Below are 26,914 nucleotides of genomic sequence, written 5' to 3'. Positions count from 1 at the left end.
CGGGCCCCGAAAGGCCCGGTTTAAGCGGCTGATTCGATGTCGATTCGAAGGTTAATCGTCACCCGCGGACTTGATCCGCGGGTCTGGCGCCGCCTACGCGAGATGCCCGGATCAAGTCCGGGCATGACGGTTTTTTTTGACTGCCTCGGAGTCTAGATGACGAGATTCGCGGTGACCGACACTTCGACCGACATCTGGACCATCAGGGTGGTGGTCAGGACGGCGGAGAGGCTCGAGATCCCCGACTCCGCCGCGCTCAGACTCTGTCCGGCTTCGCCGAGGGCGCTGTCCAGATCCTGCGCCGCCTCCTGTACCGACTGCTGCAGCTGGCGGAAGAACTGATGGTCGTCATCCGGCCGATGCCGGCGGTTGCGCGACGCCTGCGCGGCGAAGGCGATCAGGCCCTTGGCCTGGGCGATCGCCGCATGCGCCTCGTCGCCGAGCTTGCGCAACGCCTCGCGCTCGCCGCTGAAAAGAGTCGCTATCGTCGGCACCGTCGTGGTCGCGCCGTTCGCTGCATCCGTCGTCGCCGTCGGAAGACTGCCGGCGCTGGCCGATCCATCCGACGGCACCGCGCTGGCGGCGATGCCCTCGGCGAGACCGCGCGCGGCCGACGCCACCTCGCGCGCCGCCTGCGCGGCTTGCTGGGCGATGCGCTTCAACTGCTTGGGATCGCCGCTGGCCGCCGCCATCTGCGCCTGCAGGCGCAGCGAGCGCAGCTTCGCCTTGGCCTGGCGCAGGCGTTCGGCGGCGATCTCCTTGTTGTCGGACTTGGCGGCCTTCTCCAGCCGCTTGATCATGTCGTCGGTGATGAAGTTCTCGTCCTCGTGCACCTTCTCCCAGGCGGCCTGGAACATGGCGCGGATGGTGGTGCTCGCATCGACCGTGAGGGCGCCGAGGCTGAAGCCCATGCCCTGGGGCTTCGCGTTGCGCTCGAAGACGTTGTGCGCCGCGCCCTTGTTGCGGGCGAGGGCGAGATTGGCGGCATTGCGCGCCGCAAGCTGGAAGAGTCCTTGTCCTTCAAGCATGACGCCACCGTTGATCGGGAACCTGACAAGCCTGCGCCGAGAGTCTTAACAGCTTGTTAAGACTCGGGCTAGCGGTTGGCGCCGGGTTGCCAGAGCACGTCGCCCTTGCCCCAGTCGTTGGCGGCGCGGGCCGCCACGAAGAGGTGGTCGGAGAGGCGATTGGCATAGCGGATCGCGGCTGGATTCACGGGCTCATTCTCGGCCAGCGCGGTCATCTCGCGTTCCGCGCGCCGGACGATGGTGCGGGCCTGGTGAAGATAGGCCGCCGCCGCCGTGCCGCCGGGGAGGACGAAGGAGTTCAAGGGCTGCAGCTTGGCGTTCATCGCGTCGATCTCGCGTTCCAGCCGCTCGACCTGGGCCTCGACGATGCGCAAGCCTTCCTGGTTCTCGATGTCGGGCCGGCAGAGGTCGGCGCCGAGATCGAAGAGGTCGTTCTGGATCAGGGAGAGCATCTGGTCGAGCTCACCTTGCGTATGGAGTCTTGCGATGCCAATCGCCGCATTGGCTTCATCGACCGTGCCATAGGCGGCGACGCGCGGGTCGTGCTTGGGCACGCGCTTGCCGGTGCCGAGCGAGGTCGTCCCCTTGTCGCCGCCCTTGGTGTAGATGCGGGTCAGCTGGACCATGCGGCCTTCAGCGCGTCAGCAGGCCGAGCACGAAGCAGCCGATCGCGAGACCCTGGAAGATCACGCGGAAGCGCATCAGCTTGTTGCCGTATCTCTCGTTGAAGGCGCCGCCCTTGCCCATGCCGACCACGCCGGTCAGCAGGGTGCCTAGGGTAGCGAGTGCGAAAAGCCCGCCGAGGGCGAAGAAGAATATGCTCATGGGCCGGCACTATAGCGGCCTCGATCTTCGACCGCTAGATTGCTGCCCCAAGTCAGAAAACAGCAGGGCGACAGGGATGCGCAAACTCCGATTGCCGATGGGCGACGAGATTCCAGTGCTGGGCCAGGGCACTTGGCGGATGGGAGAATCCGCCGCAAAGCGCGGCGACGAGATGAAGGCGCTGCAGCTCGGCCTCGAACTCGGGATGACTCTCATCGACACCGCGGAGATGTACGCGGAGGGCAAGTCGGAGGAAGTGGTTGCCGAGGCGATCGCCGGCAAGCGCGACCAGGTCTTCCTGGTGACCAAGGTCCTGCCGTCAAATGCCGCCCGCAAGGCCGTGGTTCAGGCCGGCGAGCGTTCCCTGAAGCGGCTGAAGACCGACCGCATCGATCTTTATCTGCTGCATTGGCGCGGCGGCGAGCCCTTGGCCGAGACCCTGGCCGGCTTTCTGGATCTCCAGCAGGCGGGGAAGATCCGCAGCTTCGGGGTCAGCAATTTCGACGTCAACGACATGACGGAGTGGCTGGCGCTGACTTCCGGTATCGCCGGCGCCGCGAAGGCGACGCAGACCAACCAGGTCCTCTACAACGTCGCCACCCGGGGCATCGATTTCGACCTGCTGCCGTTCCAGGCCAAGGCAGGTATCCCGATCATGGCCTATTCACCGCTGGCCCAGGGCCGGCTGCCGAAATCCGCGGCCCTGAAGGGGGTGGCGGCGCGGCACCATGTGACGGTGGGGCAGGTGATGCTGGCCTGGTGCCTCCGCCACAAAACCGTCTTCGCCGTGCCGAAGACCAGCCGCCTGGAGGGCGTGCGGGAGAATGCCGCAGCCGGCGATCTGGTGTTAACACAACAGGATCTCGCGGAGATCGACCGCGACTTTCCGCCGCCGGTTCGGGCGAAGCCATTGGAAATGCTGTAATCCTGTCCCAGTGTCACGGGCCGCGGTTGCTGGTTGTTACGATTTCGTCAGCTGGCTGAGCCACTCATGCTCGGCGAAAGGGATTATATTGACGCCCGGCGAGGGGCGATTCGGACCCTGCCGCCATCGATCAAGGATGAGTCAGACGGCCGAGATGCTGTATTTATCAACCGGGGTTTTGGTGCGAGTACCGAGGGGGGTGCGGTCGTGACGACAGGGCCATGTCGTTTCATCGGGTTCGGGACGGGGCGTCGCTCAAGATGACCGCTCTGGTTACCGGCGCCTCGGGTTTCGTCGGCTCCGCCGTGGTGCGCGCCTTGCTCGATCGCGGCGAGACGGTGCGGGCTTTCGTCCGGCCCTCCAGCGACCGCCGCAATTTCGAGAACATCAAGGTCGATATCGAGGTCGGCGATCTCAGGGACCGCGCCTCGCTCGACCGCGCCATGAAAGGCTGCGACACCGTCTTCCACGTCGCTGCCGACTACCGGCTCTGGGTGCCGCAACCCAACGAGATGTTCAGCGCTAATGTCGACGGCACGCGCAACGTAATGGAGGCCGCCGGCAATGCCGGCGCCAAGCGCATCGTCTACACCAGCAGCGTCGCGACCCTGGGCCTGCCGCAGAGCGACGACGCGCCGGCCAACGAGCAGACGCCGGTCAAGGAAGGCGACATCATCAGCCCCTACAAGCAGTCGAAATACGCGGCCGAGGCGCTGGTGAAGAAGATGGTGGCGGAGCAAGGTCTCCCAGCCGTCATCGTCCACCCCTCGACGCCGATCGGCCCGCGAGACGTGAAGCCGACGCCGACCGGCAAGATCGTGGTCGAGGCCGCCAAGGGCCGGATGCCGGCCTTCGTCGATACCGGGCTGAACGTGGTGCATGTGGACGACGTCGCCGCCGGCCATCTCCTCGCGATGGAACGGGGTGCGATCGGCGGGCAGTATATCCTCGGCGCCGAGAACCTGACGCTGGCCGAGATCCTGGGTGCCGTCGCCGAGATCGTGCACCGCCCGGCGCCGAAATGGCGGCTGCCGCACGACGTGGTGATGCCGATCGCGTTCCTGGCGGAGCTCTGGGCGCGGCTGACCGGGCGCGAGCCCTTCGTGACCCGGGATGGCGTGCGCCTCGCGCGCAAGCACATGTTCTTCTCCAGCGATCATGCGATCCAGGCGCTGGGCTACAAGCCGCGCCCGGCCAAGGTCGCGATCGCCGACGCCGTCACCTGGTTCAACCAGCACGGCTACATCTAGGGGCCAAGGAATCTGGCATTGCGTCTTCGCGTCATCATCGGCGCCGTGCTCGGCATTGCGGCCTGCGTCTTCGTCTTCACGCGCCACGACTGGGATGAGATCTGGCAGGCGGTGGCCTTGCTCGGCTGGGGCCTCGCCGCGATCATCCTCTGGCGCTTCGTCTCGCTGATCATCGCCGGCGCCTCCTGGCGCCTGCTCTACGCGCCGGGCGCGCGACCCGGCTTCGGCATCACCGTCATCGCCCGCTGGGTCAGCGAGAGCGTCAACGGCCTGCTGCCGGTGGCGCAGGTCGGCGGCGAGCTGGCCCGCGCGCGCCTGCTGTTCCACGCCCTGAAGCGCGAAGGCAAGCCCTCGAGCGGCATGGATTCGGCGGCGACGGTGATCGTCGACATGACCTTGGCGCTGGTCGCGCAGGTGGTGTTCGCCTTGCCCGGCCTCTGGCATCTCTGGCAGCTGAACGAGGATGCGATCGCCCGGGTCGCCGGCGGCGTGGTGGTCTCGATCCTGCCGCTGGTACTGCTGATCGCCGCCCAGCACCAGGGCGCCATCCGGGGCGGCACCGCCCTGGCCGCGCGTTTCGGGCTGGCGCGCCTGGTTGCCGATGAAAGCCAGGAGCATCCGCTCTGGACCCGCCTGGCGGCGCTCTATCGCCGCCTGCCCTTGGCAGCTTCGGTCACCGCCGGCCATGTGGTCGCCTGGACCTGCCGCGCCGGCGAGACCTATATCGCACTTCGCCTGATGGGCCAGGATATCGGCCTGCTCGATGCGATTATGATCGAAGGGCTCTTGAGTGCCGCGCGCACCATCGGGTTTCTCCTGCCCGCCGGCCTCGGCATCCAGGAGGGCGCCTTGCTTTTGCTCTGCGGCTGGGCCGGCGTGCCGGGCCCTATCGCCTTGGCCCTGGCGCTGGTGAAGCGCGCGCGGGAACTCGGCGTCTGCCTGCCGGGACTGGTGACCTGGGCGGTGCTGGAACGCCCGAAGATGCGAAGGCACCGGCATCCGCGCTGAGAGCTGGGTTTCGTGCCCCCACCTGACCTCCGCCCAAACCGGGGGGATTCTATGCAGAGGCCGTTGCGGCTGACGGTCTGGCCCCGCCCCCGAAACGGGGGCGGGTTGGGGTGGGGGTGAATTGCAGCCGTGATGTTTCAGGTATCGCGCCGACCACAGGGCCAGCGCTACGACGTCCGCGCCAGCCGTTTCAGCGTCTTCCACTCGTGCATCAGCGAGCGGGCCGATTTGCGGACGCTGGGCTGGGCCAGCGCCTTCGCCGCCTTGTCGATGCGGCCGCGCTTGGTATGGCCGATGGCGTCGCCGATCGCCACCGGAAGGTTCAGGAATACGCTGCTGTCGCGATAGCAGACCGACATGCACTTGGTGCAGCCGTCGCGCACGAACTCGACATGCTGGAACTCCTCGATCGTGCCCATCGGCTCGTGCCAGAAGTCGCAGCGGTAGATGTTGAAATTGACGTCGAGCGCGAAATACTTGTAGCCGCCGTAGCACTCGAACTGCTGCTTCTCCTTCTTCAGGAAGCGCACCATTTCGCTGAGCGATTCCGCCGGGTTGAGGACCCCGAACTTCTCCTTCTTCGAACGCAGGATCTCCAGCACGTCGGCCAGCTCCAGGTCGGAGAAGTCGATCAGCGAGGAGGAGGAGAAGACCAGCGAACCGGAATTGAGCTCCTTCTTCGGATAGGTGAAAGTCACTGTCGAGAAGCCGAGATCCTCGAGCGCCGCAAACAGGGTCTCGAAGTCGTCGCCGATCAGCCGGTTGATGGTGCAGGAGGCGACGGTCTTGATGCCGAGCTCGCGCAGCAGCGCGTTGCCGGCTTTGATCTTCTCGAACACGCCGGGCAGGCCGCGATTCTTCTCGTGCTTCTCGGCTTCCGGAGAATCGATCGAGATGAACAGCGTCTTCAAGCCGGCTTCAGCGAGGTCGCGCATGTTCCGCTCAGTCAAGGCCGAGCCGTTGGTCACCATCGCCGGGCGCATGCCGCGATAGGCGACCGCGGCGATCATCTCGCACATCTTCGGATGCAGCATCGGTTCGCCGCCCGAGAAGGTGATGTAGCGGATGCCGCGGGCGTGCAGGATGTCGAGCGCGCGGTTCAGGCGTTCGGGGTCCAGCCACTTCTTCTCGGTGACGAAATCCTTGTCCTTGGCGTAGTTGCAGAAATCGCAGGTCGCGTTGCAGACGTTGGTGACCGCGATGTTGCAGCAACTGGGTCCGCCGATCGGCAGCAGGCGAAGAACGTCAACTGCTTGCCCAACGGCGCGCATGATCGACATGCCGGTACCTTCCATTCAGCGCCGCCTCATGCCAGGCGGCCAACAAATCCCGCTCCAAGACCTCGCCCCAGTCGGGCCATTCCCGCTCGATCCATTGGCGGGCATTGCAGCCGATTTCGCTTCGGCGGGTCTCGTCCATCACCAGCGGCGCGATCGCCTCCGCCCAGCTTGCGGCGTCCATCTTGCTGAGGACGATGCCGTCTTCACCGGAGCGGGCGACGAATTGGCCGCCGCCGTGGTCGGCCGCCACGACGACCGGCAGGCCGCTGGCCTTCGCCTCCAGCACGACGTTGGGCGAGACCTCGGTCGTGGAGGGGAAGACAAATACATCGGCGCTGGCATAAATCCAGGCCAATTCGCTCTGTGGGAGGTTGCCCGGCAAAGTCACGCGCTCGCCCAGAAGCGCAGCGATCCGGCCACGTTCATGGCCCTCACCGGCGACCAGGGCATGGACATTAAGCCCCTGATCCAGAAGGCGTTTGGTCGCCTCGGCCATCAGCGGCGCGCCCTTGCTGGCATCGACCCTTCCGGCGAAGACCAGCACAATGCGATCGGCCGGTATGCCAAAACGTTCAAGCAGCTTGGCCCGGTCGCGGTGCTCTGGATTGAACCGGGCGCGGTCGATTCCCCGCCTGAATAACCGGACGCTCGGTGCGGACTTAGCGAGCCGGTCGCGGTCCTCCGGCTTCGAGAGCAGGATGCGATCACACAGGGCGAGGCGGCGGTCGATGCCGCGCTGCTGGCCGCGGGCCACGCGTTCCGGCAGGCGCCAGATCTTCACGAACAGCCAGCTGCCGATCACCGGGCCGAACATGCGGCGGATGATGCCGCCGGCATAGATCAGCGTGAAACGCGGCACGTCGGTCTGCACCGAAGCGGAGAGGCCGCTCCCCGTTCGCTTGGCGAAGGCAATCGCCGTCTTGCCGAAGCTGAAGAAGTCGGTGGCGTGCACCACGTCGGAGCCCTTGAGCGCCGCGAAAATGCCGGGATGGAACGGCGCCAGGTCGGTGTGGCCGGCGCCCTGTTCGAGGAACATCAGCGCACGGGTGCCAAGCGTCGGGCGATGGGTGTGAAACCGCACGTTGGGCGCGATCGCCTCGATGGAGCGCTTCGGCCCGAGGAAATGAAGATCGAGCTCTACCAGGTCGGGCCGCTTCGCCGCGACCTCGGCGATCCGCTCCCAGCTCTTCACATGGCCGCCGGCGGCCGGCCCGCGCTCCAGCGTGACCAGCACCGCGACTTTCAGCGGCTGATGGGCAATCGGTTTGGTCATCGTGGCAGGCTTCTCGTCCCCCTTGGCGGCCGGAAGCTACCAGAACTCCGGACCAGGGCCAATTGACGGCCGTCACTTCTGGCAGGCTTAGTCCAATCAAAGAGTTGCCTCAGGCTGGCGAGATGCCGGCCGCATCGGATATCCGACTGCTGCCGGGTCAATCCGTCGTCGTCGCTCCGGCCGGACCGCTTCAAGCCTTGTCGAAACGGAACGCCAAGCCGCCCATCCAGCGTCGGATCGGGCTCAACTCCAAGACGCGTTCAACCGCGGCGACCGGCGCCAGGAGCGAGGAATTGGGCAGCTGCGAAGGGATCAGGCCCCAGCCGCGGATATCAACCTCCCGAAGCAAGGCGGCGGCCCCGGCCGTGCGGAGTTCCTGCGCCGTGCAAAGGTGCACGTCTTTCCAGTACCATTTGTCCCCACTGAGCTTCTGGCGCAGTGCGTACCAGGGGCATGATGCATTGGACGCAACGCCGGCGAAGAGTCCGCCGGGCTTCAGGATCCGCGCGATCTCACGAAACAGCGGCGTGAAATCCTGGATGTTCTCGAGCAAACCGAAGCACACGACTGCGTCGGCATCCGCGTCCGGGATAGCCTCGAGCTGCTCGGCCTTGGAGCAAAGCGTCTCAACGTTGCTGATGCCGCCCTGGGCCATCTTTTCGCGCAGCGCCTGCAGCATCTGCTCACTGTAATCGACCGCAATCAGGCGCTCGAAGCGCGCGGCGAGGCGATCCGTGAACAGCCCGGTCCCGACCCCGAGCTCGACCAGGGTATCCCCGCGGCGCTCCGGCCCGAACAGCGCCTGGAACACCCGCCAGCACGCGGCGACATGATACCGGTTGAGCGCCTGCGCAGAAAACGTGCTGTCCCAATCATGCGCTGACTGCTCATAGGCCTGGAGATGCGGGGTGCCGCCGGGCTCAGCCATGCTCGGTCTCGGCCGCTTGCTTGCGATTCGGCAGGATCAGGAACAGGCCGAGACCGATCACGCCCGAGGCGATGCCGCTCACGCCGTAAAGGACCGAGGCCGCGACGACCACGTCGGGTGACACGCCGACGAGCGTGAACCCCGCGACCAGCGCCCCTTCGCGCAAGCCCCAGCCCCCCAGGGAAATCGGGATCGAGGCAATCAGTATCGCCGCCGGCGCAATCAGCAGGCAGGGCCAGAAGCCGACGCTGCCGTTTAGCATCCGGATTGCGGTCCAGAGAATGGCCACTGACGCCACGTGGACCAGCAGGCCGGAGCAAAGCAGCACGGCCATCGCCTTGAGATCCTGCGATGGACGCTTCAACTCGTCGAGCAGTGCCGCAGCGCTTCTGCCGATCACCGGGATGCGCGCGACCAAAGGCGACGTCCAGAGGCCGATGACATAGGCGGCGAGCCCGCCCAGCGAAAGGACGGCGACGACCAGAAAGGCCGATCCAGTGTCCACGCCGGCGTAAAAACCCGGCAGGGTGAGGGCGATTAACAGCAACAGCGCCACCAAGCCGATGATGCGATCCAGCAGGACGGCCTTGGCGATGGTGGGGATCCGGGCGCTGCCGGCCAGCGCGAAGGTGCGGACCAGATCAATGCCGACGAAACTGGGCAAAATGGGTCCCAAGGCCTCGCCGAGGCCGAACACCAGGCTGAGGCGCCCCATGCCAAGCCGCAACTGGTAAAAATGGACCAGCACGAAGTTCCAGCGCCAGACCATCACCACGAAATGCAGGAGCAGCGCGAGGAAGGCCGCCGGGGTCCAGCTGGGATCGGCGTCACGGAAGCGATTCCAGACGTCGCCCGCGTCAACGGATCGGAAAACCAGCCAAAGGACCACGGCCGAAACAACCAGCTTCAGGACGCCGAGCAGCCGCCCGCGCTTCCCATCCTGGAAATCGACGCTGGTCATTTGCGATCGAAGGGGTTCTCGCCCTTGCGCAGATAAAGCCGGAGCGGCACGCCTTCGAGGTCGAAGGTCTCGCGGATACCGTTCATCAGATAGCGGTGATAGGCATCGGGCAGCTCCTCGCCCTTCTGGGCGAACAGCGCGAAGGTCGGTGGCCGGGTCTTGATCTGGGTCATGTAACGGATCTTGATCCGCTTGCCGGAAACCAGCGGCGGCGGATGCGCCTGGGTGGTGCCTTCGAGCCAGCGGTTCAACCGAGCGGTCGGGATGCGCTTGTTCCAGAGCGCATACATGTCCAGCACCGTCTGCATCAGCTTGTCGAGATTCTTGCCGGTCATCGCCGAGATCGTCACCACCGGCACGCCCTTGACCTGCGGCAGCGAGTAGTCGATCCGGTCCCGGAGCTTCTTCATCGCCTCGGTCTTGTTCTCGATCGCATCCCATTTGTTGGCGGCGATCACCAGCGCGCGGCCTTCCTCGACGATGTGGCGGGCGATGGTGAGGTCCTGCTTCTCCAGCATGTCGTTGGCGTCCAGCACCAGCACCGCAACATGGGCATAGGTGAGGGCGCGGTCGGTATCGGCGCTGGAGAGGCGCTCGACCTTGTCCACCACCTTGGAACGGCGCCGGAGGCCGGCGGTGTCGATCAGCCGGATCGGCGTGCCTTTCCAGCTCCAGTCGATGGCGATCGAATCCCGGGTGATGCCGGCTTCCGGCCCGGTCAGCAGCCGCTCGCGCCCGAGCAGGCTGTTCACCAGCGTGGACTTGCCTACATTGGGCCGGCCGATGATCGCCATCTGCAGATGTTTCGGCGCCTCGGCTTCGTCATCGGGCAGCGGCTCGAGGTTGGCGTCGCGGAACTCGTCGTCGGTGAGGGCCGAGCCTGCCTTCTCGGCGATCGGCCTGAGCGCATCGTAGAGCAGCGAGAGACCCTGGCCATGCTCGGCGGAGATCGGAATGGGATCGCCCAAGCCCAGGCGATACGCCTCGCTGGCGTTGACCTCGCTCTGCTTGGTCTCGCTCTTGTTGGCGACCAGCAGGATCGGAGTCTTGCTCTTGCGCAAGCGACGGGCGAAATGCTCGTCGAGCGGCGTGACACCGGCGCGGCCGTCAATCACCAGCAAAGCGACGTCGGCTTCCTTGACCGCTTCCTCGGTCTGCTCGCGCATCCGGGATTCCAGGCTGTCATCGAACGTGTCCTCGAGGCCGGCGGTGTCGATCACCGCGAAATCGAGATCGCCGAGATGTCCCTCGCCGATCCGGCGGTCGCGGGTGACGCCGGGCTGGTCGTCGACGATCGCGAGCTTCTTGCCGACCAGGCGGTTGAACAGGGTGGACTTGCCCACATTGGGGCGTCCGACGATGGCGACAGTGAAGGGCATGTTCCGATTTCGGTTAGAGACGGGGTCCGGGCGGCTGCGGATCGGCCGCGACGGCGCGCTCGATATTGTACCGCGGCCGGCGGCGGCTTTCGTGCAGGGTGCGCCAAACGTATTCGCCGATGACGCCCAGCATGATCATCTGGCTGCCGGCCAGCACCAGCGTCACGACCATCAGCGACGACCAGCCTTCGACCGGCACCATGCCGAAGAAATAGCTGATCGCCACATAGACCGCATACAGGAACCCGGCCGCCGCCACCAGCAATCCCAAGATGCTGATCAGGCGCAGCGGCAGGTGGCTGAACGAGATGATGGAATCGAGCAGCAGCCGGACCTTGCGGGTGAAGTTCCAGCTCGAGCGGCCATGCAGCCGCGCCTGCTTGTCATAGGCGATCTGGCCCTGCCGGAAGCCGAGCCAGAGGATCAGCGCCAGCACGCTGAAATTCGATTCCTGGCAGCGGCTCAAGGCGTCGACCACCTTACGGTCGAGCAGGAAGAAATCGGCGCCCTGCGGCGGCAGGGTCTCGTTCGGCACCAGGCGCGCGAGCAGCGTGTAATAGACCCGCGACAGGAACCGGCCCCAAGGGCCGACGCCGGTCCGCTGGCGCCGGCAGGCCCAGACCACCTGGTCGCCGCCGCGCCAGCGCGCGATCATTTCCGGCAGCACTTCCGGCGGATCCTGGAGATCGGAGGCCATCACCACGGCGGCGTCGCCCTGGGCGAGTTCCAGCCCGCAGGCCGAGGCGACATGCGAGCCGCTGTTCCGCGCCAGGCGCACGACCTTCACGTTGGAATCCTTCTCTGCCAGGGCAGCCGCGACCTCGAAGGTGCTGTCGGGCGAATGGTCGTCCACCACGATGATTTCCCAGCCGACCCCGGCGCCGCCGAGCGCCTTCGCCAGACGCTCATGCAGGATCGGCAGGTTCTCGGCCTCGCGGTAGCAGGGCAGGACGATGCTCACCAGCGGGCTGCGCTGGCTCGCCTGCATTCCGGCTTCCGGCTGGGCGTTCGGCGCAGAGGACTCCAATGGGCTCTCCAAGGGACAGATCGGCCCAAGCTACCCAGACGGCCCCGGTTTATCAACCGAGCGCGGCCAGCTCCGTCAGCGTGTGCCAGCGCAGCCCCTGGGCTTTGACGGCGTCGGCCAGGGCGGCCAGGAAATCCGCCGGCCCTGGGCCCGCAAAGCGCAGCTTCCCGGCCGATTCGGCGTCGAGCCTGGGGATGTTACCCTTGACCGCGGTGTAGGTCGCCTCGTCCGGGATGTTGAGGGCGTAGATGAAGGGATGGACGTTCACCACCTTCAGGCCCGGCGCGAAGAAGGCGTCGCGATAGCGAACGAAATCCCAGTTCCCGCCGCGGTGCCAGTGCACGTCGTCCTCCCAGAAGACCGGGAAGCGCCGGATGCCGATCCAATGCTCCAGCGGCATCAGACCCTGTTGCATGTAGAGACAGACATTGCTGTCGATCCGGATGCCGGCCTGGTGCAGCTTCACCGCTACATGGGTGCCATCCACGAAGGCGTGGCTGCGCCAAAGCTTGGTATCCGGCGCCAGCTTGAAGACATGTGCGATCACCGCATCGACGTCGGCGCCGTGGCTGGAGCCCGGCAGGAAGTTCGGATGGATCCCGAGCTCGACCTCGCCCTTTGCCGCGGCCGCGTTCAGCCGCGCGCTCTCATGGGTGACGAAGACGGTCGGCTTGATCCCTGCATCGGTGGTGAAATCGACCAGCCGGTCGACCGCATATTCCGAGGCCCAGTCGGTGTCGCTGGTCAGCACGAAGACCGGCTCGGTGTTCCACTTCATGCCGCACTCCAGATCCAGCGGTCGCGGCAATAGCCGACGGCGCCGATCCCTTCCTTGAAGAAGCAGACGCCGCGGTTCAAGGATCCGTCCGGCATGCTGCTCGGGCCGAGATCGAGAATCTCCACGCCCTGATCGCCCAGCCGGTCGATCGTCGCGGCGAACAAGGCGAGCCCGGCATTCAGGCTTTGATCCTCGGTGGTCTGGCAGATGTAGAAGGCATTCTCCACCCGCGCGTTCATCTTCATGAGAAAGAGCCCTGCAACCGGCCGTCCCTCATGCCGCGCCAGCGCGATGCTGAACCGCTCCGGCATGCGCGCCATGAGATCGTTCAATTCCGCGAGGGTGTGGGTCGGCGCGACGCCATGGCGCTGGAAGGTGGCGTCCAGCACCGTGGCGAAGTCCGACATCAGTTCTTGTCCGCCGAACGCGGTTTCGATGCCGAGCCTTTGCGCCGCGCGGGTCTTGGTGACATTGCGGCTGCGATAGAGCGTTTCGAAGCGCGGCGCCTTCGCCGCGAGCGACAGCGCCGAGCAGAGCATCCGCGAAGCCAGCGCAAATCCCGCAGCCTGCAGCGCATAACCCAGCGTGTCCGAGCCGTCGCCGCGATAGACCACTGGCGGCGGCGTTAGCTCAACGCCCGTCCAGCCTTCCGCCCCGGCATGCGCTTGCACAGCCTGCAGCAGCGCCAGCATATCCGAGGCGGGCATCCGCGCGGTGAGGACCGGCCCGCCGAACGAGGCGCCAAGCGGTGACCGGAACACCTTGCCGCCGCCTTTCCCGGCGAGGCCGCCGGGGATCAGCGCAACCGGCTTGCCGCCGTTGGTCGCCAGCAGATGGTGCCAGTAGAACCGCCCTTCCGGGTGATAGGCGAGGAAAGCCGCCTCGTGGAACAGCCCCGCCCAGGGCGAGCGGGCCAGGAGATCGCGCCAGGACGGGTCCTCGGCCGCGACCGCATGAATCGCGTATCCCTCTTGCTGATTCACCGCCGACCGACCCGCTGCTGCAAATGAGCCTCCCCTCAACGGACCACCGGGTATCAGGCACCCACGCACTTTACAAGCACCTCGCCCGGCCCTATCCAGCAGCATCTCATTCGGACGAGGGTCTGGGACGATGACGGATTGGGCGCCGCCCGCATGGGCCAAGGATGTGCTGGCCGAGCCCGGCGGCGTGGGCGTGGCTCGGCTCGACGGCAACCGCATCCGTGGTGCGTCCGGCGCCGAGATCGGCTTCGTCGACCACGGCATCCTGCGGTTCGGAGTCAGTGCCGACGACCCTTCGATCAAGTTCTACCAGTCGGTCGGCGGCGCCAATTTCCACGACCGTTCCAAGGTCGGCTACGCCATGACCACCTTGGACACGCCGATCTATGCCGCCTACCTGAAGCTGATCCGCCCTGCGAAGAGCGGGGCGCTGGTCGCCGATATCGGCGGCGGCGATGGGCGGAACGCGACACCCTGGCTGGCGGAGACCGATGCGCGGGTCGTCGTCGTGGACCCGATCTTCGACGGACTCTCCCGCTTCCGGCAGCGCCTCGAAGCCGAGCATCCGCAGTGGCATGACCGCGTGCTGCTGGTCGAAGGCGATGCCCGGCGCCTGCCGCTCCGGAGCGAAGCCTTCGACGCGGTGCAGAGCATCGAGGCGCTCGCCTACTTGAACGAGGAATACGCCGCCGGCTTGCAGGAATGCCGCCGGGTAATGCAGGCTGCAGCGCATTTCCTGGTTTCCGATCGCGACTACGAAAGCGGGCTGTTGCTGCAGCTGCTCTATTTCAGCGGTGTGTCGGGCATGCTGAAGCAGGTCGGCAACCGCGATCTCTGGGACGGCGCCCCCGACAACTTGGTGCGCTCGCGCTGCTTCACCCGGGAGGAACTGGTCGCCATGGCGGAATCCTGCAACCTCCACGTTCTGGAGCAGCACGGGATATCGTCGCTCTCGCTGGTCCTTTCCTATCTGCGCGGCCTGGGGAAACTCGGCGGGCCGGAGGATGAGAAGCACCTTCCCGCCGTGCACAGGCTGCTCTCGGAGCTCGGCGGCAGCGGGCGCATGATGCGCGCCCACACGCTGGTCTGCCGCAGGGCCTAGTTCCAGCCGCGCTAGACCACCCGGGCCGGCGTGCCCCAGGCCTTGGCGCCGGCCGGGATATCGCCGTTGACCAGGGAGAGTGCGCCGACCACCGCTTTGTCGCCGATCGTGACGCCCATGGCGACCACGCTGTTCGGCCCGATATAGACGCCGTTGCCGATCCGAGTCGGCGCCTTGGCCATCGGCTTCTCGCCGAGGGAGGTGCTCCATTCGACGGTGTTGTGGGTGTAGATCTGCACCCCCGCCGAGATCGAGCAGAAGTCGCCGATCATGAGCGGCCCGCCGCTGCCGTCCAGGATCACGTTAGGACCGATCCAGGTGTTCTTGCCGACTGTCACCTCGCCCAGGATCAGCACGTTGTCGTAGCAGGTCGTGCCCTCGCCGAAGCCCATCTCGGCGGCATTGTCCTTACGCTCGGTCAGGAGGTCGCCCAGGGAGACGCGCCGGTTGAAATCCCGCCGCTTTTCCGCCTGGAGCCGCTTCTGCAAGGCGCGCAGTTCGTCGATCATCGAGTCCCTCTCCGGGTCGTTTGCGCCAACCTAACACGCAGCGTGGCAGTTTGCCGCCGGGGCCATGAGAGCGGGGGTTGCCCTTGTCGGGGCCGGGTGGGGGATGCTATTCGGAGGCGCCTTTGCCCGAAACGCGCGAAACCCGTCGAGATGCCGAAGACCAATCTGCCTGTTGCCAAGCCGTTCTACGGGCCGGAGGAGGAGCAGGCGGTGGTGCGCGTGCTGCGGTCCGGCTGGGTGACCCAGGGCCCGGAAGTCGCGGCGCTGGAGCGCGAGTTCGCCGATTATTGCGGCGCGCGCCATGCGGTTGCGGTCGCCAATTGCACGGTCGCGCTCCATCTCTCGCTGCATGCCGCCGGCGTGGGCCAGGGCGACGAGGTCATCACCGTCAGCCATTCCTTCATCGCCGGGGCCAATGCGATCCGAATGGCCGGTGCCACCCCGGTCTTCGTCGATGTGACCCTGAACGACTTCAACATCGACCCCGCCAAGATCGAAGCCGCGATCACTTCGCGGACCAAGGCGATCCTGCCGGTGCACCAGCTGGGACTCCCGGCGCAGATGGAGAAGATCCGCGCCGTCGCGCAGAAGCACAAGCTGATCCTGATCGAGGACGCCGCCTGCGGCATCGGCAGCGAGCTGAAGACGGCCGAGGGCTGGATCAAGGTCGGCAAGCCGTTCGGCCTCGCGGCCTGCTTTTCCTTCCATCCCCGGAAGCTGCTCGCGACCGGCGACGGCGGCATCATCACTACCGACGACGAGGATTTCGCCGCGCATCTCCGGCGCCTGCGCCAGCATGCGATGTCGCTCAACGACCGGCAGCGGCATCAATCCAACGCGGTGGTGTTCGAAACTTATGACGAGGTCGGCTTCAACTACCGCCTAACCGACATCCAGGCCGCGATCGGCCGCTGCCAGTTGCAGCGCCTCCCCGCGATGGTCGAGGAGCGCCGCACGCTTGCCGGCGCCTACAGCCAGGCGCTGGCGCGGATTCCCGGCCTGGTGCCGCCGACGGACCGGGCCGACACCCGGACCAACTGGCAGAGCTACTGCGTCCTGCTTCCCGAAGGCGCCGACCAGCGCGGCGTGATGCAGCGCCTGCTCGATGACGGCATCTCCACGCGCCGCGGCGTCATGTGCATCCACCGCGAGCCGGCTTATGCCGGCAGCGAGGGCGTGCGCGTTGCCTTGCCAATCTCGGAAGAAGCGCAGGACCGCGGCATGATTTTGCCGATGTTCGCGGGTATGGAAGTCGATCAGGCGCGCTGGGTCGCATCCCGGATCGACGCCGCGCTGGCGGACGCATCTCAGAAAGCGCGCGCATGCTGAAAATCGGCGTGATCGGCTACGGCTATTGGGGGCCGAACCTGGTGCGCGTCTTCAACCAGGCGAAGGATTCGACCGTCGCTGCGGTTGCCGACAAGGTCGCGGCCAACCGCGCCAAGGTCGAGGCGCTCTATCCGAAGACCCAGACCCACGATGACGCAATGGCGATCATCAACGATCCCGCCATCGACGTGGTCGCGGTCGCGACCCCGGTCTCCACGCATTACACGCTGGCTGCAGCGGCGCTCAATGCCGGCAAGCATGTCCTGGTCGAGAAGCCGCTCTGCGGCAACTACGCCGATGCCGAGAAACTGGTGGAGCTGGCTGCGAAGAAGAACCGCCAGATCTTCGCCGACCACACCTTCGTCTATACCGGCGCGGTGCGGAAGATCGGCGAGATGGCGGATGCCGGCGAGCTCGGCCGCATCCTTTACTACGATTCCACCCGCATCAATCTCGGCCTGTTCCAGCACGACGTGAACGTGATCTGGGATCTCGTGGTGCACGACCTCGCGATCCTGGAGCGCATCATGCCGGTTCGGGCGACCGCAATCAGTGCCCAGGCCTTCGACCCGACGGCCAGCGGCCTCGCCAGCGTCGGCTACGTGACGCTGCATTATCCGGGCAATGCCGTCGCCCATGTGCATGCCAGCTGGCTCGCTCCGGTGAAGATCCGGCAGGTGATTGTCGGCGGCGACAAGAGCATGGTGGTTTATGACGACCTCTCGCCCTCGGAGAAGATCCGGATCTACGACAAGGGCGTCGAGTTCGTGCGGGATCCCGTTCGCGAGCATGCGATGCGGGTCGAATACCGCATCGGCGACATGCGCGCCCCCGTGATCGATACCCGCGAGGCCCTGGCTGTTCTGGCCGCACATGCCAACGAATGCTTCGCCGCCAACAAGCCGCCGATCACCTCGGGCGAGGTGGGGATGCGGATCGTCAAGCTGCTGGAGCTGGCCGACAAATCGGCGCAGCGATCCGGCGCCGTTTTACCAGTTTCGTGAGAGACAACGTGGTTCCCTTCCTCGATCTGAAATCGCAATACCAGGCCATCAAGCCGGAAGTCGATGCCGCCGTGATCGGCGTGCTGGAAAGCGGGCAGTTCGTGCTCGGCCCGGCGGTGCAGGCCTTCGAGAAATCCTTCGCTGCCGCCTATGACATCGAGCATGCGATCGGCTGCAGTTCCGGCACCGCGGCGCTGCATCTCGCCTTACTGGCCGCAGGCATCGGCCGGGACGACGAGGTCATCACCACGCCGATGACCTTCATCGCCACCGCGATCGCCATCGATCTGGTGGGCGCCACGCCGGTCTTCGCTGACATCGACCTCGAAACCGCGCTGCTCGATCCGGCGAAGATCGAGGCCGCGATCACGCCGAAGACCAAGGCGATCATGCCGGTCCATCTCTACGGCCAATGCGCCGACATGACCGCAATCCAGAAGATCGCCGACAAGCATGGCCTGATCGTGATCGAGGACGCGGCCCAGGCCCATGGCGCGAAGTTCGACGGCAAGTTCGCCGGCACGATGGGCCGCATGTCCTGCTTCAGCTTCTATCCGGGGAAGAATCTCGGCGCCTACGGCGAGGGCGGGCTGGTCGCCACCGGCGACGCCAAGCTGGCCGAGAAGCTCCGCATGCTGCGCGACTGGGGCCAGACCAAGAAGTACAACCACGAGATCAAGGGCCTCAACTACCGCATGGACGGTGTCCAAGGCGCAGTGCTCGACGTCAAGATGAAGCATATCGAGACCTGGACCGAGGGCCGCCGGCGTGTCGCGCGAAGCTATCAGCAGGCGCTCGGCAACGTCGCCGGCATCGAACTCCCCTATGAGCGCCCAGGCTCGCGCCATGTCTGGCATGTCTATGCCGTGCGCGTCGATGCCGCGCGCCGCTCCGAGATCATCGCCAAGCTGAACGAGGCGGGGATCGGCACCAACCTGCATTACCCGGTGCCGGTGCACCTGCAGCCCTGCTTCAAGGAGCTTGGCCACAAGAAGGGCGACTTCCCGGCCGCGGAAGAGCAGGGCGACCGCGAATTGTCGCTCCCCATGTATCCCGAGATGACCGATGCCCAGGTCGAGGAAGTCGCCGGCGCCCTGAAGCGCATTCTGGCGTGATCGACCTCTCCAAGTCCCGGGTGCTAGTCACCGGCGGCGCCGGCTTCATCGGCAATGAAGTGACGCGGCAGCTGATCGCGGCGGGGGCGGCGGTCACCGTCGTCGACAACTTCCGCAACGGTAAGCGCGAGAATCTCGCCGACATCCGATCCGATCGCATGAAGGTCGAGGCCGCCGACATCCGCGACCGCGATGCCATGGCCAAGGCGCTCAAAGGCCAGGACCTCGTGCTCCATCTCGCCTGCCTTGGCGTGCGGCACTCGATTCACGCACCGCTGGAGAACCACGAGGTCAACGCGACCGCAACGCTCGTCCTGCTGGAACTCGCCCGCGCCGCCGGGGTGAAGCGCTTCACCAATGTCTCCAGCTCGGAGATCTACGGCACCGCGCGGACCGCGCCGATGACCGAGGAGCATCCGCAATACCCGATGACGGTCTATGGCGCGGCCAAGCTCGCCGGCGAGCGCTACACCGATGCCTACTGGAAGACCTATGGTTATCCCACCACGGTCATCCGCCCGTTCAACGCCTTCGGCCCGCGCAGCCACCATGAAGGTGACAGCGGCGAAGTCATTCCGAAATTCATGCTCCGCGCCATGGCGGGCAAGCCGCTGATCGTCCATGGCGATGGCTTGCAGAGCCGCGACTTCACCTTCGTCGCCGACACCGCGCGCGGCATCATCGCCGCCGGCACCCATCCCGCTACGATCGGCGAGACCATCAACCTCGGCAGCGGCAAGGACGTGACCATCAAGGAGCTGGCCGAGCTGATCGCCCGCACGCTCCCCGGCCGCAACATCAACGTTGAATACGGCCCCGATCGTCCGGGCGACGTGCGCCGCCTGCTGGCCGACAGCAGCAAGGCGCAGCGTCTGATCGGCTTCAAGCCGGAGACCTCGCTGCAGCGAGGCCTGGAATTGCTGCGCGACTGGTACGTCGCCAGCGGCAAGAATCCCGAAGAGCTCCTTGCCGACGAGCAGACGGTCAACTGGAAGGCTTAGTTTCACGCGGCGCGAGATGCCCGGATCAAGTCCGGGCATGACGGTTCTAAGAATCCGTCACCCCCGGGCTTGACCCGGGGGTCTGCTCAAAGGCGATGCGCGTCACCCGATCTTCGGTTCGTCGCTCACCTGGTCGCGCCGATCGCCGATCCGGCGCGCCGGATTGCCGATCATGATCGCGTAGTCGGGGACATCCTTGGTCACCACCGCGCCGGCACCGATCAGCGCGTGCTTGCCGATGGTGATGCCGCAGAGGATGGTCGCATTGGCGCCGATTGCGGCACCGGTCTCGACCAGGGTCGGCTTCATCTCCCAGTCGTCGGGCGACTTCAGCTCGCCGCCGAGCGTGATTGCGGCGGGGAAGAGGTCGTTGGTGAAACAGGCATGCGGCCCGATGAAGACGCCGTCGGCGATCGTCACCCCCTCGGGGATGAAGGCGAAGGCCTGGATCTTGCAGCGCCTGCCGACGCTGACGCCTTTGCGGATCTCGACGAAGGCGCCGATCTTGGTCTCGTCGCCGATGGTACAGCCGTAGAGGTTGACCAGGTCCGGCTGCGGAATGCCGACATTGGCGCCGAGGACGACATCGTTCTTGATCATCGCGTTTCTCCGTTCAGCGCTCTCAGCGACAGGCCGCGACCCGGTCCCGGCTGCGGTCGTCGAGGCTCTCGATCTCCATCACCACGGGGAATCCGGCGGCATCGGCGCGCGCGCAAAGCGCGGCCTCGTCCAGCCTGGTGCGCACCTCCGGCGGCGCCGGATACCCGATCAGCGCGAACTCCTGCCGGCACTCGGCCTGCACCGGAACCGTGCCGTCGATCAGCGGCACGCCGGCGACCGCCATCGGCCACAGGCTGCGGCCGTCGCAATCCTTCACATAGGTCCAATAGTCGGATTCCGGCGGGATATAGGCGGCCGCGTCCGCGCTCTTCGCCGTCGCCAGGGCCGAGGCGATGCTGGCGCCCGACGGGCTTGGCGGCTGGAGGGCAAACAGGCCAAACAGCCCGTGCTCGGACAAGGCGCGCGCAGTATCCGTGCGCCAGATCTTGCGCTTGTCGTCGGCGTAGTAGGTGGTGTCGCCGGTCCGCACCAGCGCGCTCCCGGACATCGCCGTGTAGAAGCGGGTGTCGGCCCTGAGGCCGGCATCGACCAGCAGTGCCAGCAGGACCAGGCCGGCCAGCGGCCAGGCGAAGCGGCGGCGCTCCGGCTGCAGCTGGGGGATCAATGCCGGCAGGCTCGCGACCACCATAGCCAAGACCGGTGCCATCAGCCAATTGAGCGCGCTGAGGAAGAAGAAGGCGTCGCCGCCGGGAATCTCCAGCACCAGTCCCGGCACATTGGCCGCCAATGCGGTGAGCAGGAAGGTTTCGATCAGCATGCGCCGCGCCGGCTCCGGGACGACGTCCTTGAGCAGCACGAGGGCGCCGATCACGACCAGCAGCGTCGCATGCACGGCGATCGGCAGCAGGTGATTTCCGGCTTGGAATCCGGATTGAACGAAGAAGGGCGTGCCGAACAGCACCGCACCGGACTGGCCGGGATCATTGGCGATGAGGACGCTGCCCACGAAGAGAATGGTCATCGCGACGGCGGTGACCCAGAAGGCCGGGCGCTTCGGTCCGATCAGGCGCAGCACCAGCCATCCGATCAGCGTGCACCAGACCGCGCCGGTCGAGACCTTGGAGAGGCTGAGCAGCGGCACGGCCAGGATCGCGGCGCCCAGCGCGACATGCGCCGCGGCGCGGCGCGCCAGCAGGTCTAGCACGATGGGCGGCGCCAGCAGGACGAACAGCGTCCCGCTGAACAGCATGGGGTCGCCTTGCAGCGAGAGCTCGTTCCAGGACCCGCACTGGATCAGCAGCGCCACGATGACGGCGGCGGTCGCCGCCGCCAGTGCCCTCAGCCCGACCGGCAGCAGGGCCTGGCCGAACAGCAGGCCGCCCCAGCCCACGGCGAAGACGGCGAGCGGAAACAGCACCGAGGCATGCAGAATCACCAGCCCGAGCAGCGCGTCGATGCCGGCGCCGCCAGCGATCGCCGCCGCCAATACATCGACGCCGGTGTGGTAGCGCAGCAGATGCAGGCCGTCGATCCCGGTGCTCGGGAAATGGAAGTAGCGGTAGGCGTTGATGATCGCACCGTGGAACATCACGTCGCCGTCGGTGCGGCCGTAGAGCAGCAGCTGGTCGGAGATGAAGTTGGTGTACTTGCTCCCGGCGATCAGCAGGGTGGAAAGGAGCGCGGCCGCAAGCAGCAGCAGCAGCCATGCCGCGACCCGCCGCGGCGACTGGAAGGCGTTGTCGAGCAGCCGGCGGACGGCGATACCGGCGCTCGCCATGGCGGCGAGCCAGAGCAGGGCGAATCCAATCGTTCCCAGGGCCGCGAGGCCGCATCCGACCAGCAGCCCGACCACGGCCAGCGGCCCGGCCCAGATCGAGCCGCCCCAGAGCAAGGCTGGCAGCACGGCGACGGCGACGATGGCGGGGCCGAGCAGAATTGCCAGCGGCGGGTTCGGCAGGCCGACCCGGAAGGCGAACAGGACTGCGGTGATGAGGATGGACAACGCGACGGCGAACAGGCCGAGCCGCAGTTGTTCAAGTTCCGGCCGAATCATCTCCGCGGAGCGGCCTTCCCCCGGCATTTGGCTCTCTCGATTCTCAGATAAGACAACGGCGGCACGCTATCAGGCGCGCCGCCGTCTGCCGACCGAAAATTTCACCGTCATGCCCGGGCTTGACCCGGGCATCTCGCTCCGCGTGGCGGCAGATTGCCGGGTCAAGCCCGGCAATGACGTATCAGGGTTACGCCCCGGTGCCGCCGACAGTCAGGCCGCCGATCAGCAGGGTCGGCTGGCCGACGCCCACGGGCACGCCCTGGCCGTCTTTGCCGCAGGTGCCGATGCCTGGATCGAGCATCATGTCGTTGCCGATCATGTCGACCTTGGTGAGCACGTCCGGTCCGTTGCCGATGAGGGTGGCGCCCTTGACCGCCGGGCCGACCTTGCCGTCCTCGATCAGATACGCTTCGGCGGCCGAGAACACGAACTTGCCCGAGGTGATATCGACCTGGCCGCCGCCGAAATTGACGGCATAGAGGCCCTTCTTCACCGAGGCGATGATCTCCTTCGGATCGTGCGGCCCGTTCATCATGATGGTGTTGGTCATACGCGGCATCGGGTTATGCGCGAAGCTCTGGCGTCGCCCATTGCCGGTCGGTTTCATGCCCATGAGCCGGGCGTTCTGCCGGTCCTGAATGTAGCCGACCAGGATGCCGTCCTCGATCATGGTGGTGCACTGGGTCGGCGTACCCTCGTCGTCGATGGTGAGCGAGCCGCGGCGCTGCCCCAGCGTACCGTCGTCAACGACGGTCACGCCTTTCGCGGCGACCCGCTGTCCCATCAGGCCCGCGAAGGCCGAGGTCTTCTTGCGATTGAAATCGCCTTCCAGGCCATGGCCGATCGCCTCGTGCAGCAGGATGCCGGGCCAGCCAGGCCCGAGCACGACCTGCATTTCGCCGGCGGGGGCGGGGATCGAATCGAGATTCACCAAAGCCTGGCGCAGCGCCTCATCGACGCTCGATTTCCAATGCTCGGGCTCGAGCAGGCTCTCATAGCCGATGCGGCCGCCGGAGCCGTAGCTCCCGGTCTCCATCTTGCCGTTGGCCTCGACCATCACCGTCACGTTGAGGCGGACCAGCGGGCGGATGTCGGCGGTGCGGGCGCCGTCGCCGCGCAGGATCTCGATCGCCTGCCAGGAGGCGGAGACCGAGGCCATGACCTGCTTCACCCGCGGGTCCTTGGCCCGGGCATAGGCGTCGATCTCCTGCAGCACCTTCACCTTGGTCTCGAAGGGCACCAGCGAGATCGGGTTGTCCGGCTTGTAGAGCTGCTTGTTGGTGCCACTGGGTGCGACGTCGAGCTTGCCGCCGCGCCCGGCATGGACCGCCTTCACCGTCTCCGCGGCGCGCTTGATCGCGGCTTCGCTGAGTTCACTGGCATGGGCATAGCCATGGGTCTCGCCGCTGACCGCCCGCAGCCCGAATCCCTGCGTGGTGTCGAAGCTGGCGCTCTTCAGCCGGCCGTCGTCATAGGCGAGTGCCTCGGACTGGGCGTATTCCAGGTAGAGCTCGCCGTCATCGGCCCCTTTCAGCGAATCGGCGACCGTGCGCTCGATTCGGCTGCGGTCCAGCCCGGCGCGCTCGAAGAAAAGGCGGTCGGCCTCGATCAGATTCGACATGGATCCTCCGGAAAACGCGGTGCTCAAGGCATGTAGCTATCCGCAATATAAGTCATCCGCCGCCGTCACCAACCGCGTTTACCGCGGGCGTTTACCTTTATTGCGACGGATCGTCGCAGAATCGGATTGATCCTCCGCAAAGCCGTCCGCCTTAAGGCGTGCAAGGCCCCGAAATGCTTGAGTTATCGAGGACGCCCATGTAGGGTCGGCTCGCTTTCGATGGGGGTCGGACGCAAGCCTGCGGCTGCCCGTCAAAGCCTTGGAATGAGAGCAAATTCTTTCGCCGGAAGGGCCGATCGGTCCGTTTCCGGCCTTTCGCACACGTCGGCGGGACGGGTCTTAGGGGGCCTTGCGAACGCCGACAGGACGGGGTGGATCGATATGTCGTTGAAGCGTCTTCTTGCACAAGCTGCCTGGGTGCTCGGAGTCTCAAGTTGGAGCGGGGTCGCCTTCGCACAAGAGGTGATCGGCGAGCCGAAGCCCGACCAGATCGGCTTGCAGCCGCCCGTGACCGCCTTGGCCGAAGAGCTGGACTGGATCCACAACGCGATCCTGACGCCGATCATCTTCGTGATCGCCATCTTCGTCATGCTGCTGCTGCTCTACGTGATGTTCCGCTTCAACGCCAAGCGGAACCCTGTCCCGTCGAAGGTCACGCACAATACGATGCTGGAGATCGCCTGGACCGGCATCCCGGTTCTGATCCTGGTGCTGATCGCGATCCCGTCCTTCCGCCTGCTCTATAACCAGCTCGAGATCCCGAAGCCGGACCTCACGATCAAGGCGATCGGCCATCAGTGGTATTGGTCATACGTTTATCCGGACAACGGCAACTTCACCTTCGACGCCCGCATGGTCACCGCCGAAGAGGCGGTCGCGAAGGAGAAGAATGTCGTGCGCCTGCTCGACACCGACGAGGAAGTCGTGCTGCCGGTTGGCAAGAACATCCGCATCCAGATCACCTCGGAAGACGTGATCCACTCCTGGACCATCCCGAGCTTCGGCGTGAAGCACGACGCGACCCCCGGCCGCGTCAACGAGAGTTGGTTCAACATCGAGAAGCCTGGCATCTACTACGGCCAGTGCTCCGAGCTCTGCGGCATCCAGCATGCCTACATGCCGATCAAGGTCCGCGCCGTGACCCCGGAAGAGTTCGACGCCTGGGTGAAGGAAGCCCAGGGCAAGTTCGACAAGCTCGACGCGCCGGCCGCCTCGATCGCGCCCACCAACGACGGATCGAGCGCGCTCGCTTCCGCCACCCAAGTTCAGACGGCGAATTGATCCGCCGGTAGTTTGAGGGACACCCTGCCATGAGCCCCGTCTCCACTTCGCACGCCCACGACAGCCACGATCACGGCCATCACCCGACCGGGATCATCCGCTACCTCTATTCGACGAACCATAAGGACATCGGCACGATGTACCTTATCTTCGCGGTGGTAGCGGGCTGCATCGGCGGCTTGTTCTCGATCTTCATGCGCGCCGAGCTGATGAGCCCGGGCATCGACCTGCCGATGTTCGGCGGCGACGCCAACCCGGACCAGCAGTACTGGAACGTGGTGATCACGGCGCACGCGCTGATCATGATCTTCTTCACGGTCATGCCGGCGATGATCGGCGGGTTCGGCAACTGGTTCGTGCCGCTGATGATCGGCGCGCCGGACATGGCCTTCCCGCGCATGAACAACATCAGCTTCTGGCTGCTGATCCCGTCCTTCGCCCTTCTGATCGGCTCGGCCTTCGTCGACGGCGGCGCCGGTACCGGCTGGACCCTCTATCCGCCCCTGGCCACGCAACAGGGCATCGCCGTCGATATGGCGATCTTCTCCATGCATTTGGCCGGCGCCTCGTCGATCCTCGGCGCCATCAACTTCATCACCACCATCTTCAACATGCGCGCCCCGGGCATGACCCTGCACCGGATGCCGCTGTTCGTCTGGTCGGTGCTGGTCACCGCCTTCCTGCTGCTGCTTTCGCTCCCCGTGTTCGGCGGCGCGATCACCATGCTGCTGACCGACCGCAACTTCGGCAGCCACTTCTTCGATCCCGCCGGCGGCGGCGATCCGATCCTGTTCCAGCACCTGTTCTGGTTCTTCGGTCACCCCGAGGTCTATATCCTCATTCTCCCGGGCTTCGGCATGATCTCGCAGATCGTGTCGACCTTCTCGAAGAAGCCGGTGTTCGGCTATCTCGGGATGGCCTACGCGATGGTCGCGATCGGCTTCGTCGGCTTCGTCGTCTGGGCCCACCACATGTACATGGTCGGTCTCGACGTCGACACCCGCGCCTACTTCACCGCGGCGACCATGGTCATCGCGGTCCCGACCGGCATCAAGATCTTCTCCTGGATCGCGACGATGTGGGGCGGCTCAATCACCTTCCGCGTGCCGATGATGTGGGCCCTCGGCTTCATCTTCCTGTTCACGGTCGGCGGAGTCACCGGCGTGGTGCTGGCGAACGCGGGCGTGGACGTGGCGCTGCACGATACCTATTACGTCGTCGCGCATTTCCACTACGTGCTCTCATTGGGTGCCGTGTTCTCGATCTTCGCCGGCTACTACTACTGGATCGGCAAGATGTCGGGCCGCGAGCATCCGGAATGGGCGGGCAAGCTGCACTTCTGGACCACCTTCGTCGGCGTGAACCTGACCTTCTTCCCGCAGCACTTCCTGGGCCTCGCGGGCATGCCGCGGCGCTATCCGGACTATCCGGACGCCTTCTCGCTGTGGAACCACATCTCCTCGATCGGTGCCTTCATCTCCTTCGCCTCTACGCTGTTTTTCGTGGCGATGGCGCTCTACACCGTGTTCGCCGGCCGTCGAGTCGGTGCGAACCAGTGGGGCGAGGGCGCGACGACGCTGGAATGGACGGTGTCCTCGCCGCCGCCATTCCATACCTTCGAAGACCTGCCGGTGATCAAGCCGGCTGAAGGTCACCACTGACGACGAACGGCGGCGGCCCGCTTTCCCAAAGA

General features: G+C 65.9%; 25 protein-coding genes. 10 read left to right on the top strand and 15 right to left on the bottom strand.

From position 1 onward, the window contains the following. Positions 1–152: 152 nt before the first annotated feature. From ACYQ4T_RS08640 to ACYQ4T_RS08630, 3 genes are all read right to left on the bottom strand, one after another. Positions 153–1,028 (bottom strand): hypothetical protein, encoded by an 876-nt coding sequence (locus tag ACYQ4T_RS08640; RefSeq protein ID WP_459852604.1) that lies wholly within the window; start codon positions 1,026–1,028, stop codon positions 153–155. Between the two features lie 68 nt (positions 1,029–1,096). Then, positions 1,097–1,654 (bottom strand): cob(I)yrinic acid a,c-diamide adenosyltransferase, encoded by a 558-nt coding sequence (locus ACYQ4T_RS08635; protein WP_459852601.1) that lies wholly within the window; start codon positions 1,652–1,654, stop codon positions 1,097–1,099. A 7-nt stretch (positions 1,655–1,661) separates the two neighbouring features. Next, positions 1,662–1,853, bottom strand: coding sequence for a twin transmembrane helix small protein (locus ACYQ4T_RS08630; RefSeq protein ID WP_459852598.1), 192 nt, complete (start codon positions 1,851–1,853; stop codon positions 1,662–1,664). Between the two features lie 76 nt (positions 1,854–1,929). Between ACYQ4T_RS08630 and ACYQ4T_RS08625 the strand changes: the two genes are divergently transcribed. The 3 genes from ACYQ4T_RS08625 (at position 1,930) to ACYQ4T_RS08615 (ending at position 5,036) form a co-directional block, all read left to right on the top strand. Continuing rightward, entirely contained in the window at positions 1,930–2,778 is an 849-nt protein-coding gene (locus tag ACYQ4T_RS08625) for an aldo/keto reductase (RefSeq protein ID WP_459852596.1), read from the top strand. A gap of 260 nt (positions 2,779–3,038) precedes the next feature. Further along, positions 3,039–4,028 (top strand): hopanoid-associated sugar epimerase, encoded by a 990-nt coding sequence (gene hpnA, locus ACYQ4T_RS08620; RefSeq protein WP_459852593.1) that lies wholly within the window; start codon positions 3,039–3,041, stop codon positions 4,026–4,028. A gap of 18 nt (positions 4,029–4,046) precedes the next feature. Next, positions 4,047–5,036, top strand: coding sequence for a lysylphosphatidylglycerol synthase domain-containing protein (locus ACYQ4T_RS08615; RefSeq protein ID WP_459852591.1), 990 nt, complete (start codon positions 4,047–4,049; stop codon positions 5,034–5,036). A 167-nt stretch (positions 5,037–5,203) separates the two neighbouring features. Here the strand turns inward: ACYQ4T_RS08615 and ACYQ4T_RS08610 are convergent, their stop codons facing one another. The 8 genes from ACYQ4T_RS08610 to ACYQ4T_RS08575 all read right to left on the bottom strand — a co-directional run bounded on the left by ACYQ4T_RS08610 (position 5,204) and on the right by ACYQ4T_RS08575 (position 13,645). Then, the gene (locus tag ACYQ4T_RS08610; protein ID WP_459852589.1) at positions 5,204–6,316 is read right to left on the bottom strand and encodes a radical SAM protein; all 1,113 of its coding nucleotides are present in this window, start codon (positions 6,314–6,316) and stop codon (positions 5,204–5,206) included. After that, a complete protein-coding gene (locus ACYQ4T_RS08605) occupies positions 6,282–7,550 on the bottom strand; it encodes a glycosyltransferase (RefSeq protein ID WP_459852587.1) in 1,269 nt (422 codons plus the stop codon). Before ACYQ4T_RS08605 ends, ACYQ4T_RS08610 begins: the two co-directional genes overlap by 35 nt. A 229-nt stretch (positions 7,551–7,779) precedes the next feature. After that, the gene (locus ACYQ4T_RS08600) at positions 7,780–8,517 is read right to left on the bottom strand and encodes a class I SAM-dependent methyltransferase (protein ID WP_459852585.1); all 738 of its coding nucleotides are present in this window, start codon (positions 8,515–8,517) and stop codon (positions 7,780–7,782) included. Next, on the bottom strand, positions 8,510–9,478 hold the full coding sequence (locus ACYQ4T_RS08595) for a lysylphosphatidylglycerol synthase transmembrane domain-containing protein (RefSeq protein WP_459852583.1): 969 nt from the start codon (positions 9,476–9,478) through the stop codon (positions 8,510–8,512). Before ACYQ4T_RS08595 ends, ACYQ4T_RS08600 begins: the two co-directional genes overlap by 8 nt. Continuing rightward, positions 9,475–10,857: a ribosome biogenesis GTPase Der gene (gene der / locus ACYQ4T_RS08590; RefSeq protein WP_459852581.1), complete on the bottom strand. Its 1,383-nt coding sequence runs from the start codon at positions 10,855–10,857 to the stop codon at positions 9,475–9,477. Before der ends, ACYQ4T_RS08595 begins: the two co-directional genes overlap by 4 nt. A 13-nt stretch (positions 10,858–10,870) precedes the next feature. Continuing rightward, positions 10,871–11,884, bottom strand: coding sequence for a glycosyltransferase family 2 protein (locus tag ACYQ4T_RS08585; RefSeq protein WP_459852579.1), 1,014 nt, complete (start codon positions 11,882–11,884; stop codon positions 10,871–10,873). A gap of 52 nt (positions 11,885–11,936) precedes the next feature. Beyond that, on the bottom strand, positions 11,937–12,662 hold the full coding sequence (locus ACYQ4T_RS08580; RefSeq protein ID WP_459852576.1) for a polysaccharide deacetylase WbmS family protein: 726 nt from the start codon (positions 12,660–12,662) through the stop codon (positions 11,937–11,939). Further along, positions 12,659–13,645, bottom strand: a complete 987-nt coding sequence (locus ACYQ4T_RS08575; protein ID WP_459852574.1) for a GNAT family N-acetyltransferase — start codon at positions 13,643–13,645, stop codon at positions 12,659–12,661. Before ACYQ4T_RS08575 ends, ACYQ4T_RS08580 begins: the two co-directional genes overlap by 4 nt. A 130-nt stretch (positions 13,646–13,775) precedes the next feature. Between ACYQ4T_RS08575 and ACYQ4T_RS08570 the strand changes: the two genes are divergently transcribed. After that, positions 13,776–14,747 (top strand): class I SAM-dependent methyltransferase, encoded by a 972-nt coding sequence (locus ACYQ4T_RS08570; protein WP_459852572.1) that lies wholly within the window; start codon positions 13,776–13,778, stop codon positions 14,745–14,747. An 11-nt stretch (positions 14,748–14,758) separates the two neighbouring features. On the opposite strand, the gene ACYQ4T_RS08565 is transcribed toward ACYQ4T_RS08570, so the two are convergent. Next, positions 14,759–15,256 (bottom strand): acyltransferase, encoded by a 498-nt coding sequence (locus ACYQ4T_RS08565; RefSeq protein ID WP_459852569.1) that lies wholly within the window; start codon positions 15,254–15,256, stop codon positions 14,759–14,761. Between the two features lie 150 nt (positions 15,257–15,406). On the opposite strand from ACYQ4T_RS08565, the gene ACYQ4T_RS08560 reads away from it, so the two are divergent. The 4 genes from ACYQ4T_RS08560 to ACYQ4T_RS08545 are packed head-to-tail and all read left to right on the top strand — an operon-like array spanning position 15,407 to position 19,705. After that, positions 15,407–16,585 carry a DegT/DnrJ/EryC1/StrS family aminotransferase gene (locus ACYQ4T_RS08560; RefSeq protein ID WP_459852566.1) on the top strand — a complete coding sequence of 393 codons (1,179 nt, stop codon included), beginning with the start codon at positions 15,407–15,409 and terminating at the stop codon, positions 16,583–16,585. Beyond that, on the top strand, positions 16,579–17,589 hold the full coding sequence (locus tag ACYQ4T_RS08555) for a Gfo/Idh/MocA family protein (protein WP_459852563.1): 1,011 nt from the start codon (positions 16,579–16,581) through the stop codon (positions 17,587–17,589). Before ACYQ4T_RS08560 ends, ACYQ4T_RS08555 begins: the two co-directional genes overlap by 7 nt. Positions 17,590–17,597: 8 nt before the next feature. Beyond that, on the top strand, positions 17,598–18,704 hold the full coding sequence (locus ACYQ4T_RS08550) for a DegT/DnrJ/EryC1/StrS family aminotransferase (protein WP_459852561.1): 1,107 nt from the start codon (positions 17,598–17,600) through the stop codon (positions 18,702–18,704). Continuing rightward, entirely contained in the window at positions 18,701–19,705 is a 1,005-nt protein-coding gene (locus tag ACYQ4T_RS08545) for an SDR family NAD(P)-dependent oxidoreductase (RefSeq protein WP_459852558.1), read from the top strand. The genes ACYQ4T_RS08550 and ACYQ4T_RS08545 overlap by 4 nt, the downstream gene beginning before the upstream one ends. A gap of 102 nt (positions 19,706–19,807) precedes the next feature. On the opposite strand, the gene ACYQ4T_RS08540 is transcribed toward ACYQ4T_RS08545, so the two are convergent. The 3 genes from ACYQ4T_RS08540 to tldD form a co-directional block, all read right to left on the bottom strand. Beyond that, positions 19,808–20,305 carry an acyltransferase gene (locus ACYQ4T_RS08540; protein WP_459852555.1) on the bottom strand — a complete coding sequence of 166 codons (498 nt, stop codon included), beginning with the start codon at positions 20,303–20,305 and terminating at the stop codon, positions 19,808–19,810. A 22-nt stretch (positions 20,306–20,327) separates the two neighbouring features. Next, entirely contained in the window at positions 20,328–22,346 is a 2,019-nt protein-coding gene (locus tag ACYQ4T_RS08535; protein ID WP_459852553.1) for a hypothetical protein, read from the bottom strand. A 160-nt stretch (positions 22,347–22,506) separates the two neighbouring features. Then, positions 22,507–23,940 (bottom strand): metalloprotease TldD, encoded by a 1,434-nt coding sequence (tldD, locus tag ACYQ4T_RS08530; protein WP_459852550.1) that lies wholly within the window; start codon positions 23,938–23,940, stop codon positions 22,507–22,509. Between the two features lie 381 nt (positions 23,941–24,321). Between tldD and coxB the strand changes: the two genes are divergently transcribed. Next, on the top strand, positions 24,322–25,221 hold the full coding sequence (gene coxB, locus ACYQ4T_RS08525; protein ID WP_459852548.1) for a cytochrome c oxidase subunit II: 900 nt from the start codon (positions 24,322–24,324) through the stop codon (positions 25,219–25,221). Between the two features lie 29 nt (positions 25,222–25,250). Further along, the gene (gene ctaD / locus ACYQ4T_RS08520) at positions 25,251–26,882 is read left to right on the top strand and encodes a cytochrome c oxidase subunit I (protein ID WP_459852545.1); all 1,632 of its coding nucleotides are present in this window, start codon (positions 25,251–25,253) and stop codon (positions 26,880–26,882) included. The last annotated feature ends 32 nt before the right edge of the window (positions 26,883–26,914 follow it).

Source organism: Dongia sp. agr-C8 (genome assembly GCF_054658695.1).
Note: the sequence above shows the minus strand (reverse complement) of the source record. Positions and strands in the feature narration are given on the sequence as shown.

What these genes read in the sequence shown, in the direction of transcription:
- ACYQ4T_RS08570 (WP_459852572.1), top strand. Translation starts at nt 13,776, where the DNA reads ATGACGGATTGGGCGCCGCCCGCATGGGCCAAGGATGTGCTGGCCGAG.
- ACYQ4T_RS08540 (WP_459852555.1), bottom strand. Translation starts at nt 20,305, where the DNA reads ATGATCAAGAACGATGTCGTCCTCGGCGCCAATGTCGGCATTCCGCAG.
- ctaD (WP_459852545.1), top strand. Translation starts at nt 25,251, where the DNA reads ATGAGCCCCGTCTCCACTTCGCACGCCCACGACAGCCACGATCACGGC.
- ACYQ4T_RS08610 (WP_459852589.1), bottom strand. Translation starts at nt 6,316, where the DNA reads ATGTCGATCATGCGCGCCGTTGGGCAAGCAGTTGACGTTCTTCGCCTG.
- ACYQ4T_RS08580 (WP_459852576.1), bottom strand. Translation starts at nt 12,662, where the DNA reads ATGAAGTGGAACACCGAGCCGGTCTTCGTGCTGACCAGCGACACCGAC.
- tldD (WP_459852550.1), bottom strand. Translation starts at nt 23,940, where the DNA reads ATGTCGAATCTGATCGAGGCCGACCGCCTTTTCTTCGAGCGCGCCGGG.
- hpnA (WP_459852593.1), top strand. Translation starts at nt 3,039, where the DNA reads ATGACCGCTCTGGTTACCGGCGCCTCGGGTTTCGTCGGCTCCGCCGTG.
- coxB (WP_459852548.1), top strand. Translation starts at nt 24,322, where the DNA reads ATGTCGTTGAAGCGTCTTCTTGCACAAGCTGCCTGGGTGCTCGGAGTC.
- ACYQ4T_RS08565 (WP_459852569.1), bottom strand. Translation starts at nt 15,256, where the DNA reads ATGATCGACGAACTGCGCGCCTTGCAGAAGCGGCTCCAGGCGGAAAAG.
- ACYQ4T_RS08560 (WP_459852566.1), top strand. Translation starts at nt 15,407, where the DNA reads ATGCCGAAGACCAATCTGCCTGTTGCCAAGCCGTTCTACGGGCCGGAG.
- ACYQ4T_RS08635 (WP_459852601.1), bottom strand. Translation starts at nt 1,654, where the DNA reads ATGGTCCAGCTGACCCGCATCTACACCAAGGGCGGCGACAAGGGGACG.
- ACYQ4T_RS08630 (WP_459852598.1), bottom strand. Translation starts at nt 1,853, where the DNA reads ATGAGCATATTCTTCTTCGCCCTCGGCGGGCTTTTCGCACTCGCTACC.
- ACYQ4T_RS08640 (WP_459852604.1), bottom strand. Translation starts at nt 1,028, where the DNA reads ATGCTTGAAGGACAAGGACTCTTCCAGCTTGCGGCGCGCAATGCCGCC.
- ACYQ4T_RS08535 (WP_459852553.1), bottom strand. Translation starts at nt 22,346, where the DNA reads ATGCCGGGGGAAGGCCGCTCCGCGGAGATGATTCGGCCGGAACTTGAA.
- ACYQ4T_RS08625 (WP_459852596.1), top strand. Translation starts at nt 1,930, where the DNA reads ATGCGCAAACTCCGATTGCCGATGGGCGACGAGATTCCAGTGCTGGGC.
- der (WP_459852581.1), bottom strand. Translation starts at nt 10,857, where the DNA reads ATGCCCTTCACTGTCGCCATCGTCGGACGCCCCAATGTGGGCAAGTCC.
- ACYQ4T_RS08595 (WP_459852583.1), bottom strand. Translation starts at nt 9,478, where the DNA reads ATGACCAGCGTCGATTTCCAGGATGGGAAGCGCGGGCGGCTGCTCGGC.
- ACYQ4T_RS08600 (WP_459852585.1), bottom strand. Translation starts at nt 8,517, where the DNA reads ATGGCTGAGCCCGGCGGCACCCCGCATCTCCAGGCCTATGAGCAGTCA.
- ACYQ4T_RS08555 (WP_459852563.1), top strand. Translation starts at nt 16,579, where the DNA reads ATGCTGAAAATCGGCGTGATCGGCTACGGCTATTGGGGGCCGAACCTG.